Origin of the sequence: Cupriavidus sp. IK-TO18 (assembly GCF_015549295.1) — a bacterium.
Lineage (GTDB): Bacteria > Pseudomonadota > Gammaproteobacteria > Burkholderiales > Burkholderiaceae > Cupriavidus > Cupriavidus oxalaticus_A.
Map to the genome: position 1 here is coordinate 104,969 of NZ_JADGMP010000030.1, position 13,383 is coordinate 118,351.

At 68.0% G+C, this 13,383-nt stretch carries 12 protein-coding genes; 5 read left to right on the forward strand and 7 right to left on the reverse strand.

Translation table 11 applies throughout. From position 1 onward, the window contains the following. Positions 1-68 precede the first annotated feature (68 nt). The 3 genes from lptA to IPF36_RS23115 form a co-directional block, all read right to left on the reverse strand. On the reverse strand, positions 69-716 hold the full coding sequence (gene lptA / locus IPF36_RS23105; protein ID WP_133093643.1) for a lipopolysaccharide transport periplasmic protein LptA: 648 nt from the start codon (positions 714-716) through the stop codon (positions 69-71). 139 nt (positions 717-855) lie between these two features. Further along, entirely contained in the window at positions 856-1,485 is a 630-nt protein-coding gene (gene lptC / locus IPF36_RS23110; protein ID WP_135704364.1) for an LPS export ABC transporter periplasmic protein LptC, read from the reverse strand. 43 nt (positions 1,486-1,528) lie between these two features. Then, a complete protein-coding gene (locus tag IPF36_RS23115) occupies positions 1,529-2,512 on the reverse strand; it encodes an SIS domain-containing protein (protein ID WP_135704366.1) in 984 nt (327 codons plus the stop codon). A gap of 151 nt (positions 2,513-2,663) precedes the next feature. Between IPF36_RS23115 and IPF36_RS23120 the strand changes: the two genes are divergently transcribed. Continuing rightward, the gene (locus IPF36_RS23120) at positions 2,664-4,643 is read left to right on the forward strand and encodes a monovalent cation:proton antiporter family protein (protein WP_133094198.1); all 1,980 of its coding nucleotides are present in this window, start codon (positions 2,664-2,666) and stop codon (positions 4,641-4,643) included. 19 nt (positions 4,644-4,662) lie between these two features. Here IPF36_RS23120 and IPF36_RS23125 read toward each other — a convergent pair whose 3' ends face one another. Next, a complete protein-coding gene (locus tag IPF36_RS23125; protein WP_133093646.1) occupies positions 4,663-5,052 on the reverse strand; it encodes a ribbon-helix-helix domain-containing protein in 390 nt (129 codons plus the stop codon). Between the two features lie 86 nt (positions 5,053-5,138). Further along, positions 5,139-5,717 (reverse strand): DJ-1/PfpI family protein, encoded by a 579-nt coding sequence (locus IPF36_RS23130; RefSeq protein WP_195430521.1) that lies wholly within the window; start codon positions 5,715-5,717, stop codon positions 5,139-5,141. 161 nt (positions 5,718-5,878) lie between these two features. Here IPF36_RS23130 and IPF36_RS23135 point away from each other — a divergent pair, with 161 nt between their 5' ends. From IPF36_RS23135 to IPF36_RS23145, 3 genes are all read left to right on the forward strand, one after another. Beyond that, the gene (locus IPF36_RS23135; RefSeq protein ID WP_133093647.1) at positions 5,879-6,451 is read left to right on the forward strand and encodes an adenine phosphoribosyltransferase; all 573 of its coding nucleotides are present in this window, start codon (positions 5,879-5,881) and stop codon (positions 6,449-6,451) included. A 47-nt stretch (positions 6,452-6,498) separates the two neighbouring features. After that, positions 6,499-7,110: a LysE family translocator gene (locus IPF36_RS23140; protein WP_133093648.1), complete on the forward strand. Its 612-nt coding sequence runs from the start codon at positions 6,499-6,501 to the stop codon at positions 7,108-7,110. 169 nt (positions 7,111-7,279) lie between these two features. Continuing rightward, positions 7,280-8,959 (forward strand): Na/Pi cotransporter family protein, encoded by a 1,680-nt coding sequence (locus IPF36_RS23145; RefSeq protein ID WP_135704369.1) that lies wholly within the window; start codon positions 7,280-7,282, stop codon positions 8,957-8,959. 9 nt (positions 8,960-8,968) lie between these two features. Here IPF36_RS23145 and IPF36_RS23150 read toward each other — a convergent pair whose 3' ends face one another. Continuing rightward, positions 8,969-9,454: an adenosine-specific kinase gene (locus tag IPF36_RS23150; protein ID WP_133093650.1), complete on the reverse strand. Its 486-nt coding sequence runs from the start codon at positions 9,452-9,454 to the stop codon at positions 8,969-8,971. Positions 9,455-9,568: 114 nt separating this feature from the next. On the opposite strand from IPF36_RS23150, the gene IPF36_RS23155 reads away from it, so the two are divergent. Further along, a complete protein-coding gene (locus IPF36_RS23155; protein WP_133093651.1) occupies positions 9,569-10,171 on the forward strand; it encodes a histidine phosphatase family protein in 603 nt (200 codons plus the stop codon). Between the two features lie 27 nt (positions 10,172-10,198). Here the strand turns inward: IPF36_RS23155 and uvrA are convergent, their stop codons facing one another. Beyond that, positions 10,199-13,063 (reverse strand): excinuclease ABC subunit UvrA, encoded by a 2,865-nt coding sequence (gene uvrA, locus IPF36_RS23160; RefSeq protein WP_133093652.1) that lies wholly within the window; start codon positions 13,061-13,063, stop codon positions 10,199-10,201. Positions 13,064-13,383: the final 320 nt, after the last annotated feature.

Below are 13,383 nucleotides of genomic sequence, written 5' to 3' on the forward strand. Positions count from 1 at the left end.
TGGCAGTCTGGCGTTCAGCGTTTCAGGCGGGGAGGCGGTCCTTGCAAGGCATCGGTCCCCGCGAGGCGTCAGGGTTTGTTGGCGGGCGCGGGCGCCGGCTTCAGGTCCAGCGGCGAGCCGCTGCCCGAACCCTGCGCATTCGGGTTCTGCCGCGGCGACAGCACCGCGCGCACGCGGCCCGACGGATTGGCGGCCGAGGTGTTGTCGCTGCCGCCGGCAGCGGTGTAAAACTCCTTGCGGCTGTCGTAGGTCAGCACCGCGCCGCGGATCTCGTCGAGCATCTTGGCGCCCTGCAGGCGCGCCATGCGCGCGTTGCCGATCAGCTTGGACAGCTCCTGCTTGCCGTCGTATTCGATGCGGTCGCCCCAGCCGTCGATGTATTCGTCGACGCCCTCGCGCTTCTGCCGGATATAGGCCTGCTTGCCAGCCTTGGCGGTGGCCACCGCGAACTGGTAGCCCTCGGGGTCGGTGCGCAGCTCGGCCGCATCCGACTTCAGGATCATCGTGCCCTTGGTCAGCACCACGTTGCCGGTCAGCGTATAGATCTGCTTGACGTCGTCGTAGCTGGCGTTGTCGGCCTCGAGCACCATCGGCTTGTCGCGGTCCGCGCGCTCGGCCAGCGCGGGCTGGGCCAGCAGCAGGCCGATGGCCATGGCCGTGGCGAGCAGGGCCGGGGCGGCGTGTCGGCGGGACGAAGTCGTCAGGGATGCAGTCATGTTGGCAGCGGTGGCTAGAGGGCGTGGTGGTGCGGGTTAGGCCGGGTTATGCGGGTTATGCGGGTTATGCGGGTCTTGCGGGGCAGGCAGGGCGCGCAGCGTTATTGCCGTTGCGCGGCGGCCGGCCGCGCGGGCCGGGTCAGCGTCCCGGCGTACGGCCCGGAGACGGCCCGGTGACGATGGTGCCGCGTACATTGCCGAGCAATTGTACTTCGCGGGTGACGTTGTTGAAGATCAGCCCGTTCGCGGTCATCACCGAGGGTCCGCGCGTCAGCTTTACCGGCTTGTCGGTCTTGACGATGTCGTCATTGACCAGCAGCTGGAAATAGCTCGACGCGGCGGTCAGCTGCGGATCCTTGGAGGCGTCGGCGCCCTGCTGGCGCAGCACATGGCCGTTGCCGTACAGGTCGATCACCGAGCCTTCGGCGTTCATGCGGCCAAGGTCGGCCCGTGCCGTCACCGGCGGACGGTCCGGTTCATAGGCGCGCAGCGCGGGGCGCGTGACCTCGTAGGTCTGGTCGTCCTCGAAGTGGACCATGCGTTCGCCGGTGAAGCGGATCTTGGTGCTGCCGTCCTGCGCCAGTTCCGTGGCCGAAAAACGGTCCATGAAATAGTCCGGCTCGTGCTTCTTGGTCGCCTGCGTGTCCTGGCTTTCCTTGGGCGAGTTGATCTGCACCAGCCAGAAGGTGCTGCCGGCGACGAAGGCCATCAGCAGCAGCGGCAGCAGGCGCATGACGATGCCGCTGAGGGAGGCGATGAGTGCCTGCATGGTGTGCTTGTTGGTGTGCTTGTCGGTGCTTCTCGCGCCCCGTTCAGATGACCTTGGCGCGGGTCAGGTCGTGGATATGCAGCGCACCGACCAGGCGCCCGTCGTCGTCGACCACCAGCAACTGGTTGATGCGGTTGGCTTCCATGACCTGCACCGCCTCGACGGCCAGCTGGCTCTGGTTGACCACATGCGGGTTGCGGTGCATGACCTCGCCGATGGGAACGGTCTTCCAGTCGCGCGGGGTTTCCAGCAGGCGGCGCAGGTCGCCGTCGGTGAAGACGCCGATGGCACGGCCGTCGGGATCGACCACAGCGGTCATGGCCATGCCCTTGCGCGTGATTTCCATCAGCGCCTGGGCCAGCGGGGTGTTTTCGCGGACTTCGGGCACCGCGTTGCCGGTGCGCATGACGTCGAGCACATGGGTCAGCAGCTTGCGGCCGAGCGCGCCGCCCGGGTGCGAGCGGGCGAAGTCTTCTTCGCCGAAGCCGCGCGCGTCCAGCACCGCCACCGCCAGCGCATCGCCCAGCGCCAGCGCGGCGGTGGTGCTTGCCGTTGGCGCCAGGTTGAGCGGGCAGGCTTCCTTTTCCACGCCCGCGTCGAGGTGCGCGTCGGCCAGCTTGGCGAGGTTCGACTCCGGGTTGCCGGTGACCGAGATCAGCCGCGCGCCGATGCGCTTGACGATCGGGATGATCGACAGCAACTCGCCGGTTTCGCCGGAATTGGAGAAGGCGATCAGCACGTCGTCGCGCGTGACCATGCCCAGGTCGCCGTGGCTGGCCTCGGCCGGATGCACGAAGAACGCGGGGGTGCCGGTGGAAGCGAGCGTCGCCGCCACCTTGCGCCCGATATGGCCGGACTTGCCGATACCGGAGACCACCACGCGCCCGCTGCATTGCAGGATCATCTGCACGGCACGGGCAAAGTCGTCGGTCAGGCGGCCGGAAAGTGCGGAAACCGCTTCGGCTTCGGTCTGGAGTGTGTCGCGGGCGAGCCTGAGTGCTCGATCCGCATCGAAATTGGCTATCATGGCGTCGAAGTATACCAACGAATGCGACGTCGCCCGGGGCTGCCTCGATGTGCCCCCGCGTGCCCGCCGCATCGACGCGCTTGCCAAGTTTCCCCGGCAGGGTGCCCGTGCCGGGTCGGGCGCGCGCCCGGCCGGTCACCCGACCATCCTGATGCACTCACCGCTGGAACTGACCCTGGTGCTGCTGGCCGCTGCCGTCTTCGGCGTGGTCGCTTTCCGCATGCTGCAGCTGCCGCCGATGCTCGGCTACCTGGCCGTCGGCATCCTGATCGGCCCGCATGCGCTGGGGCTGGCCAGCGATACCGCGCAGACCAAGTACCTGGCCGAGTTCGGCGTGGTGTTCCTGATGTTCTCGATCGGGCTGGAGTTCAGCCTGAGCAAGCTGCGGTCGATGAAGCGCCTGGTGTTCGGGCTGGGCGGCTCGCAGGTGGTGCTGTCGATGCTGGCGGTGGTGCCCGCCAGCTGGGCCTTCAACTGGCTGTTCCCGCTGTCGTGGCAGGCCTCGGTGGCGCTGGGCGGGGCGCTGGCGATGTCGTCCACGGCGATCGTCTCCAAGATGCTGTCCGAGCGCATGGAGCTGGAGAGCGAGCACGGCCGCAACATCATCAGCATCCTGCTGTTCCAGGACCTGGCGGTGGTGCCGCTGCTGATCGTGATCCCGGCGCTGTCGCGCGATCCCGGCGACCTGGTGATGGCTCTGGGGCTGGCCACGGTCAAGATCGTGGTGGCGCTGGGCGCGATCTTCTTCCTCGGCCAGCGCCTGATGAGCCGCTGGTTCCATATCGTGGCGGCGCGCCGGTCGCAGGAACTGTTCATGCTGAACCTGCTGCTGGTGACGCTGGGCATGGCGGCGCTGACCGAGCGGCTGGGGCTGTCGATGGCGCTGGGCGCGTTCATGGCCGGCATGCTGATCTCCGAGACGCCGTACCGGCACCAGGTGGAAGAAGACATCAAGCCGTTCCGCGACGTGCTGCTGGGGCTGTTCTTCGTCACCATCGGCATGCTGCTCAATATCCGCGTGGTGCTGGACCACTTGTGGCTGGTACTGGCGCTGCTGCTGGTACCGATCCTGTTCAAGCTGGTGCTGATCGCGGTGCTGGCGCGGGTGTTCGGCTCGCGCCAGGGGGTGGCGATCCGTACCGGCCTGGGACTGGCGCAGGCCGGCGAATTCGGTTTCGTGCTGCTGAACCAGATCGACGGCCTGAACCTGGTCGACCCGGTGCTGATCCAGGTGATCCTGGCCTCGATGCTGCTGTCGATGCTGGCCGCGCCGTTCCTGATCCAGTACAGCGACGCCATCGTGCTGCGCTTTGCCGCCAACGAATGGCTGATGCAGTCGCTGAACATGACCCGCATCGCCGCGCAGAGCCTGCAGACGGAAAAGCACGCCATCATCTGTGGCTTCGGCCGCAGCGGGCAGAACCTGGCGCACATGCTGGAGCGCGAGGGCATCACTTATGTCGCGCTCGACCTGGACCCCGACCGCGTGCGCGAAGCCGCCGCTGCCGGCGACACCGTGGTCTACGGCGACGCCGGCCGGCGCGAGGCGCTGATCGCCGCCGGCATCCACCGCGCTGCGGCACTGATCGTCACCTACGCCAACACGCCGTCGGCGCTCAAGGTGCTGCACCACGTGCAGGAGCTGGAGCCGGCGCTGCCGGTGATCGTGCGCACCGTCGACGATTCGGAGCTGGATGTCCTGCAAAAGGCCGGCGCCACCGAGGTGGTGCCCGAGATCATCGAGGGCAGCCTGATGCTGGCCTCGCACGCGCTGGTGCTGCTGGGCGTGCCGATGCGGCATGTGCTGCGCGGCGTGCAGGAGGCGCGCGACGCGCGCTACAGCCTGCTGCGCGGCTACTTCCACGGCCGTGACGACGAAGAAGACATGGTCGAGCGCGATTCGGTGCGGCTGCATTCCGTGTCGCTGGGGCCGCAGTCCACCGCGGTCGGGCGGCGCCTGGGCATGCTCGGGCTGGAGCGGATCGGCGTGGAGGTAACGGCGGTGCGCCGGCGCGGCATCCGCGCCTTCGACCCGGAGCCCGAGACCGTGCTGGAACCGGGCGATATCGTCGTGCTGCGCGGCCAGCCGGAAGCATTGGAAGCCGCCGAGATGCGGATCCTGAACGGCTAGTCGCCGCGCGGGGCGCGCATCAGTGGGAGAACGCCTGCCGTGGGCGCGCTTCCACCCAGGACTCCGGCAGGTCGTTCAGTACCGCGCGCGCGTCCAGCGAGCGGATCGGCACCGACTGGTCCGCCGGAATCCGACCTTCGCCCTGCAGCTTCAGGTAGCGCAGGCAGCACACCCGCAGGAAAGAAGAGAAGTTGCCCGCTACCGCCTCGCTACCGCGGTGGGCGGTCAGCTCGTCATGCAGGCGTGTAATCAGCTGGTTGACGGTCATGCCGTCGCGCGTGGCCAGTTCTTCCAGCACTTCCCAGAACAGGCTCTCCAGGCGGATGCTGGTGGCCACGCCATGCAGCCGCAGCGACCGGGCCTGGGTCTGGTACGAGGCCGGATTGGCGCGGATAAAGATCTCACACATCGAAGCTCTCCGTGCTGCGCCGCAAGCGGCGCGCGGGTGCATGCGGCGCCGCACCGCGATGGCGCGGCGCCGCGTGGCGGAAGGCTCTAATGTACGATCCGCGTGCCCAGCACCGCAAGGAACTGCGCCAGCCACGCCGGGTGCGCGGGCCAGGCCGGCGCGGTGACCAGCTTGCCGTCGGTATGCGCCTGGTCGACCGGGATATCGACATAGGTGCCGCCGGCCAGCTTCACTTCCGGCGCGCACGCCGGGTAGGCCGAGCAGCCCTTGCCTTCCAGCACGCCGGCGGCGGCCAGCAGCTGGGCGCCGTGGCAGACCGCGGCGATCGGCTTGTCCGCCTGGGCGAAGTGGCGCACGATCTCCAGCACGTGGGCGTTCAGGCGCAGGTATTCGGGGGCGCGGCCGCCGGGGATCACCAGCGCGTCGTACGCGGCCGGGTCGATCTCGGCGAAGCTGGCATTCAGCGTGAAATTGTGGCCGCGCTTTTCGGTGTAGGTCTGGTCGCCCTCGAAGTCGTGGATCGCCGTGGCGCAGGCGGCGCCTGCCTTCTTGCCGGGACAGACGGCGTGGACGGTATGGCCGACCATCTGCAGTGCCTGGAACGGCACCATGGTCTCGTAGTCTTCGGCGTAGTCGCCGACCAGCATCAGTATCTTCTTCGCCATCGCGGTCTCCTGTATGGTTACGGGTGTCCGGCGGCAGCCGGCAGGGCCATTGTGCTGGCCGGCCCGGCGGAGCGGGTGGTAGCCCGTTACCGCAGCCGGCGCGGGCATCTTTCACCGGCGCGCCAGGCGTGCTCCTGTGCTCCTGTTTTTTTCCAGACCCTATGGCAGATTCCATCATCCAGTCCCCCGACCTCGGCGACGTCACCGGCTACCTGCGCGACCGCATCCGGACCGTGCCGGACTGGCCCATGCCGGGCGTGATGTTCCGCGACATCACGCCGCTGTTGCAGGACCCCAAGACGCTGCGCGTGCTGATCGATGTCTTCGTGCACCGCTACATGGACGCCGAGCTGGACCTCGTCGCCGGCATCGACGCGCGCGGCTTTATCCTGGGCGCGATCGTCGCCTACGAGCTGAACCTGGGCTTCGTGCCGATCCGCAAGAAGGGCAAGCTGCCGTTCCAGACGGTGGCCGAGGAATACGAGCTGGAGTACGGCAGCGCGACCGTCGAGATCCATGCCGATGCCTGCAAGGCCGGCGACCGCGTGCTGCTGGTCGACGACCTGATCGCCACCGGCGGCACCATGATGGCGGGGCGCAAGCTGCTGGAGCGGCTGGGCGCCACGGTAGTGGAGGGTGCCGCCATTGTCGACCTGCCGGAACTGGGCGGCTCGAAGCTGCTGCAGGGCGGCGGGCTGCCGCTGTTCACGGTGTGCCGCTTCGACGGGCACTGATACTCGCTCACTGACAGGACCTCACTGACGGAAAGACCGGAGATCGTATGCCAGACCTGCTGCTGTTTCTGCTGACCTCGGTCGCGGTCACCGTCGCGCCCGGCCCCGACAACCTGCAGGTGCTCGCGCGCGGCATGGCGCAGGGGCGGCGCGCGGGGCTGGTGGCGGCGCTGGGCTTCTCGGTCGGCTGCCTGTTCCATACCGTGATCGCGGCGGTCGGGCTGGCGGCGGTGTTGCGCTCTTCGCCGCTGGCGTTCCAGCTGATCAAGTATGCCGGCGCCGCCTACCTGATCTGGATCGGCATCCAGGCACTGCGCGCCAGGGGCGGGCTGGCGCAGGGCGGCGACGTCGACGCGGTGCCGCTGGGCCGCGTGTTCCGCCAGAGCGTGCTCGGCAACATGATGAACCCCAAGGTGACGCTGTTCTTCCTGGTGTTCCTGCCGCAGTTCGTGCGCGCCGATGCCGCGCATCCCGGGCTGCAGTTCCTGCTGCTGGGCGTGGTCTTCATGCTGCAGACCGCGGTGGTGTTCTCCCTGTTCGGCCTGTGCGCGGGCTGGCTGGGGGCATGGCTGCGGCGCCGTCCGGCCACGGGGCGCTGGCTCGACCGCGCCGCGGGGGCGATCTTCGTCGGGCTGGGAATCAAGGTCGCGCTGCCCTGAGCGCGGCCGCGGACGTGCCGCGGCATGTGTTGCCGGTTGCCCGCACCCCTCGCCTTGTGCCGTTGCCGCTGCCCGGTGACGGGCGCATAATGCCCCATTGACAACTACACGATGACCGGGCAGGGCCGCCTCCGGCAGTAATCCGGCACCGGTCACGCTGAGGCGCACAATGGGCGTACTTCTTCATCTGCTCTCGGGTGTTGCCCTGCTTGTATGGGGCACCAACATCGTCAAGGTCGGCATCCTGCGCGTCTACGGCGCCAACCTGCGCCACGTGCTGTCGACCAGCGTCTCCAACCGCTTCACCGCCTTCCTTGCCGGGCTCGGCGTCACCGGGCTGGTCCAGAGCAGCAACGCCACCGCGGTCATCGTCAGTTCCTTCGTCGGCCAGGGCCTGATCGCCGTGGCGCCGGCGCTGGCGATCATGCTGGGCGCCAACGTCGGCACCGCGCTGATGGTGCAGGTGTTTTCACTCGACCTGTCATGGCTGTCGCCGCTGCTGATCTTCGTCGGCGTGATCGGCCATCTGAGCTGGAAGGGCAGCAAGGCGGGCCACGTGGGGCGGGTGCTGATCGGCCTGGGGCTGATCACGCTGGCGCTGGAGCTGATCTCCATTGCCACGCGTCCTGTGGTGCAGGCCGCCGGGGTCAAGGTGCTGTTCGCCTCGCTGACCGGCGACTCGGGGCTCGACATGCTGGTCGGCGCCTTCCTGACCGTCCTGTGCTATTCCAGCCTGGCCGTGGTGCTGTTCTGCGGCGCGCTGGCCTCGGCCGGCGTGGTGTCGATCCACGTGGCGCTGGCGCTGGTGCTGGGCGCCAACCTGGGCTCGGGCATCTCGGCGCTGCTGACCACCTCGGGCAACAACCAGCCGGGCAAGCGCGTGACGCTGGGAAACCTGCTGTCGCGCCTGCTGGGGTGCCTGGTGGCGCTGCCGCTGCTAAGCCAGGCCGAAGAACTGCTGGCGTTGATCGACCATGATCCGCAGCGGCTGATCGTCAATTTCCATCTGCTGTTCAATGTCACGCTGGCGGTGCTGCTGCTCGGCGCCACGGCGCCGCTGGCACGCCTGTGCGAGAAGGTGCTGCCCGGGCGCAATACCGGCGACAGCCAGGTCACGCCGCGCCATCTCGACCCGGCCGCGCTGTCGACGCCCACGCTGGCGCTGTCCAATGCCGCGCGCGAGGTGCTGCGCATCGGCGACCGCGTCGAGCAGATGCTCGACAACATGCTGCGCGTGATGCGCACCAACGACGCCAAGCTGGCCACCGCCACCTGCCGCATCGACAACGAGGTCGACGACCTCTACACCGCGATCAAGCTCTACCTGACCCGCATCAGCCTCGAAGCGCTGGACGAGCGCGACGGCCAGCGCTGGACCGAGATCATCTCGCTGACCATCAACCTGGAGCATGCCGGCGACATCATCGAGCGCATCCTGCTCGATACCAAGGACAAGAAGATCGCCCACAACCTGATGTTCTCCGAGGCCGGCATGCAGGAAATCGCCGAGATGCATGCACGCCTGGTGGCCAACCTGCGGCTGGGTTTGTCGGTGTTCCTCAACGGCGACCTGAAGAGCGCGCAGGCGCTGATGGCGGAGAAGGCCAACTTCCGCGAGCTGGAGCGCAAGTACGCGCGCACCCATCTGCAGCGCGTGGCGGTGCAGACGGCGGAAAGCGTCGAGACCAGTTCGCTGCATCTGGATGTGATCAGCGAGCTGAAGCGGCTGAATTCGCTGTTCTGCGCGACGGCCTATCCGGTGCTGGAGCAAGCGGGCGTGCTGAACCGCAGCCGGATGAAAGAAGACGATGTGCCGCCCGTCACGCGGGTACAGGCGGCGCAGCACTGAGCGGCACGGCTACATCTTGTAGCCGAACTTGCGCAGCAGGGCCTTGCGCTCCGCCACATCGGCCTCGGTCTCGATCCCCAGCGGCGAGGCGCCGTCGATCACGCCCATCACGCCGCGGCCGGCATCGGTCTGCGCGACGATCACCTGCGTCGGGTTCGCGGTCGCGCAGTAGATCCGGCAAACCTCCGGCACCGCGCGCACCGCGCCCAGCACGTTCACAGGGAAAAAACCGTCCCCCAGGAAGATCAGGAAGCTGTGCCCCGCGCCGATGGCGCGCGCGTTCTCGCAGGCCATGTCGATCAGGTGCTCGTCGGTGCCCGACCAGCGCACCAGCCGCTTGCCCGAGGCCTCGCAGAACGCGATCCCGAAGCGGATGCCGGGCACCGTGCCAACCAGCGCCTCGTGCAGGTCTTCCACGGTCTTGATGAAATGCGACTGGCCGAAGATGAAGTTGGTGGCTTCCGGCTTGGTGACCGGTACGACCGTCAGTTCCATGGCAGGGCTCCTGTGCGATGCATGTCGCCGTCCGGTTCATGGTAGGGCGCGAGGTGGTGAAAGCAAGCCGGCGCCTGCTATACCGGAGGGGTTGACCCTCCACCGGAGCAGCCGATGCCTGCCCTTGGCCGCTTGATTTCCTTGCTTGCCGTAATCGCCATGGTCCCGGCGTTTGCCGCTGCGCAGGTCGCTCCGGCATCACAGCGCGAGATCGCGGTGAGCGAGCTGCAGCGCCCCAATGTCCTGGTGGTGCTGCGCCATGCCAGCGCGCCGGGCGTGGGCGACCCGCCCGGGTTCCGGCTAGCCGATTGCGCCACCCAGCGCAACCTCGACGCGCGCGGACGCGAGCAGGCGGCGCGGCTGGGAACGAGCTGGAAGGCGGCCGGCTTCAGGCCGACGCAGGTTTGGAGCAGCGCCTGGTGCCGCTGCCAGGACACGGCGCGGCTGATCGGCCTGGGGCCGGTACAGGTGCAGCCGCTGCTCAATTCGTTCTTCGGGGCGGATGCGCAGCGCCGCGACGCGCAGGTCGCGCAGCTGTCGCGCCTGATCGACGGGCTCGACCCGCACGGCGGGCCCTACCTGATGGTCACGCACCAGGTGGTGATCACCGCGTTGACCGGCCACGGCGCCGACAGCGGTGGCGGCGTGGCGATCGAGTTGCCGCAGGGCGGCACGGCGCGGCGCACGCGCGTGCTGCCGGCCGCCGGGCTCGACTGAGCCGCGGCCTATCGGGTGGCCGGCAGGTCAGCCGCGCTCGAGCAGCGGCGCCAGGTATTTGCCGGTAAAGCTGGCCTTGCTCTTCGCCACGGCCTCCGGCGTGCCGCGCGCGATCACCTGGCCGCCGCCGGCGCCACCTTCCGGGCCCATGTCGATCAGCCAGTCGGCGGTCTTGATGACGTCCAGGTTGTGCTCGATGATGACCACGGTATTGCCCTGGTCGCGCAGCTTGTGGATGACCTTGAGCAGCAGCTCGATATCGTGGAAGTGCAGGCCCGTGGTGGGCTCGTCCAGGATATAGAGCGTGCGCCCGGTGTCGCGCTTGGACAGCTCCAGCGACAGCTTGACGCGCTGCGCCTCGCCGCCCGACAGTGTGGTCGCCGACTGCCCCAGCCGGATATAACCGAGGCCCACGTCCAGCAGCGTCTGCAGTTTGCGCCGCACCACCGGCACCGCGCTGAAGAACTCATGCGCCTGCTCGACGGTCAGGTCCAGCACCTCGGAGATGTTCCTGCCCTTGTACAGCACCTCCAGCGTCTCGCGGTTGTAGCGCTTGCCGTGGCAGACGTCGCAGGGCACGTACACGTCGGGCAGGAAGTGCATCTCGACCTTGAGCACGCCGTCGCCCTGGCATGACTCGCAGCGTCCGCCCTTGACGTTGAACGAGAAGCGGCCCGGATCGTAGCCGCGCTCCTTGGCCGCGGGCACGCCGGCGAACAGCTCGCGGATCGGCGTGAACAGGCCGGTGTAGGTGGCCGGGTTGGAACGCGGCGTGCGGCCGATCGGGCTCTGGTCGACGTTGATGACCTTGTCGAAATGCTCCAGCCCTTCGATGCGGTCGTGCTGCGCCGGCTCCGGCGTCGAGCCATACAGGTGGCGCGCCACCGCGTGGTAGAGCGTGTCGTTGATCAGCGTCGACTTGCCCGAGCCGGACACACCCGTGATGCAGGTGAGCAGGCCCACCGGCACTTCGGCGGTGACGTTGCGCAGATTGTTGCCGCTGGCGTTGACGATGCGCAGCAGCCGCTCTTCGTCCGGAGCGGCACGCTTCTTCGGCACTTCGATGCGGCGCTGTCCGGACAGGTACTGCCCCGTCAGCGATGCCGGCGAAGCCTCAATCTGCCCTGGCGTGCCCTCGGCCACGATCATGCCGCCGTGCACGCCCGCGCCCGGGCCGATATCGACCACGTAGTCGCAGGCGCGGATCATGTCCTCGTCATGCTCGACCACCAGCACCGAGTTGCCGATGTCGCGCAGGTGCTTGAGCGTGCCGATCAGGCGGTCGTTGTCGCGCTGGTGCAGGCCGATCGACGGCTCGTCCAGCACGTACATCACGCCGGTCAGCCCCGAGCCGATCTGCGACGCCAGCCGGATGCGCTGGGCCTCGCCGCCCGACAGCGTATCGGCGCTGCGCTCCAGCGACAGGTAGTCCAGGCCCACGTTGTTGAGGAAGTTCAGCCGCGCGGTGATCTCCTTGACGATCTTGTCGGCGATCTCGCGCTTGGCGCCATGCATGTCCAGCGTCAGGAAATAGGTCAGCGCATCGCGCAGCGGCCAGCCGTTGATCTCATAGATCGCGCGCGCCTGCTCGTTCTCGCCCAGCTTGACGTGGCGCGCCTCGGTGCGCAGCCGCGTGCCGTGGCAGGCGGGGCAGGGCTGGTTGTTCTGGTACTTGGCCAGTTCCTCGCGCACGGCGACGGAATCGGTCTCGCGGTAGCGGCGCTCCAGGTTGGGGATGATCCCTTCGAACACATGCTCGCGCACCGTGGTGCGGCCGCGCTCGTTGATGTAGGTGAACGGGATCTCCTGTTCGCCCGAGCCGTGCAGCACCACTTGCTGCACGTTCTCCGGCAGCTCTTCGAACGCTGTCTCGGTATCGAAGTCGTAGAACGCCGCCAGGCTCTGCAGCATCTGGAAGTAGAACTGGTTGCGCCGGTCCCAGCCCTTGATCGCGCCCGAGGCCAGCGACAGGTTGGGGAAGGCCACCACGCGCCTGGGGTCGAAGAAGGTGATCTGGCCCAGCCCGTCGCAGCTCGGGCACGCGCCCATCGGGTTGTTGAACGAGAACAGCCGCGGCTCCAGCTCCTGCAGCGAGTACGAGCAGATCGGGCAGGCAAAGCGCGAGCTGAAGGTGTGCTCCTTGTTGCTGTCCATCTCCAGCGCCAGCGCGCGGCCGTCGGCCAGGCGCAGCGCGGTCTCGAACGATTCGGCCAGGCGCTGCTTGATGTCGGCGCGGACCTTCACGCGGTCGACCACCACGTCGATGCTGTGCTTCTCGGTCTTCTTCAGCTTGGGCAGCTGGTCGACCTCATAGACTCTGGCCTCGGCCTCATGTGCGGTGCCGCCGCCCGAGCGGATGCGGAAGCGCACGAAGCCCTGCGCCTGCATGCTGTCGAACAGGTCCGAGTGCTCGCCCTTGCGGTCGACCACCACCGGCGCCAGGATCATCAGCTTGGTGTCTTCCGGCAGCGCCAGCGCCGCATCCACCATCTGCGACACGCTCTGCGCCTGCAGCGGCAGGTTGTGGTCTGGGCAGTAGGGCGTGCCGGCGCGCGCGTACAGCAGGCGCAGGTAGTCGTGGATCTCGGTGACTGTGCCGACGGTGGAGCGCGGGTTGTGGCTCGTGGCCTTCTGCTCGATCGAGATCGCCGGCGACAGGCCTTCGATCAGGTCGACGTCCGGCTTTTCCATCAGCTGCAGGAACTGGCGGGCGTAGGCGGAGAGCGACTCCACGTAGCGGCGCTGGCCCTCGGCATAGAGCGTGTCGAAGGCGAGCGAAGACTTGCCCGAGCCCGACAGGCCGGTGATCACGATCAGCCGGTTGCGCGGCAGGTCGAGATTGATGTTCTTCAGGTTGTGGGTACGCGCCCCACGGATCTTGATTTCTTCCATATGCCGAAAAGTCGTCGCCAGCCAGGCCGCCCGGGCCGGGCTGGCCGAGGCTGTCTGAAGGAAAGGCAAAACCCAGTGTCCAGGTGCGCTGGCTCGCACTTCCTGCCGCTGGCGACGGCGGAAAGCGCATCCGGGCACACGCCCGGGGGCTCGCTGGCAAGGCCAGGTGACCCGGGAAGCGCGAAGGAGCAAACCTGTTAATATACCCAACTTCGGTTTCCGGGGTAGCCGGTCCAGAACGGGCGCATGCCGGGAACCCCGGCGCGGAGCCGTCGCCGGCCTCATTTCCAGGGCGACCCGGAAGGCGGGCGGACACCGGC

Bases quoted from the DNA above. Each gene is read 5' to 3' on its own strand.
- IPF36_RS23150 (WP_133093650.1), bottom strand. From the start codon at position 9,454: ATGGAACTGACGGTCGTACCGGTCACCAAGCCGGAAGCCACCAACTTC.
- IPF36_RS23130 (WP_195430521.1), bottom strand. From the start codon at position 5,717: ATGGCGAAGAAGATACTGATGCTGGTCGGCGACTACGCCGAAGACTAC.
- IPF36_RS23115 (WP_135704366.1), bottom strand. From the start codon at position 2,512: ATGATAGCCAATTTCGATGCGGATCGAGCACTCAGGCTCGCCCGCGAC.
- IPF36_RS23155 (WP_133093651.1), top strand. From the start codon at position 9,569: ATGCCTGCCCTTGGCCGCTTGATTTCCTTGCTTGCCGTAATCGCCATG.
- IPF36_RS23135 (WP_133093647.1), top strand. From the start codon at position 5,879: ATGGCAGATTCCATCATCCAGTCCCCCGACCTCGGCGACGTCACCGGC.
- lptA (WP_133093643.1), bottom strand. From the start codon at position 716: ATGACTGCATCCCTGACGACTTCGTCCCGCCGACACGCCGCCCCGGCC.
- uvrA (WP_133093652.1), bottom strand. From the start codon at position 13,063: ATGGAAGAAATCAAGATCCGTGGGGCGCGTACCCACAACCTGAAGAAC.
- IPF36_RS23145 (WP_135704369.1), top strand. From the start codon at position 7,280: ATGGGCGTACTTCTTCATCTGCTCTCGGGTGTTGCCCTGCTTGTATGG.
- lptC (WP_135704364.1), bottom strand. From the start codon at position 1,485: ATGCAGGCACTCATCGCCTCCCTCAGCGGCATCGTCATGCGCCTGCTG.
- IPF36_RS23125 (WP_133093646.1), bottom strand. From the start codon at position 5,052: ATGTGTGAGATCTTTATCCGCGCCAATCCGGCCTCGTACCAGACCCAG.
- IPF36_RS23120 (WP_133094198.1), top strand. From the start codon at position 2,664: ATGCACTCACCGCTGGAACTGACCCTGGTGCTGCTGGCCGCTGCCGTC.
- IPF36_RS23140 (WP_133093648.1), top strand. From the start codon at position 6,499: ATGCCAGACCTGCTGCTGTTTCTGCTGACCTCGGTCGCGGTCACCGTC.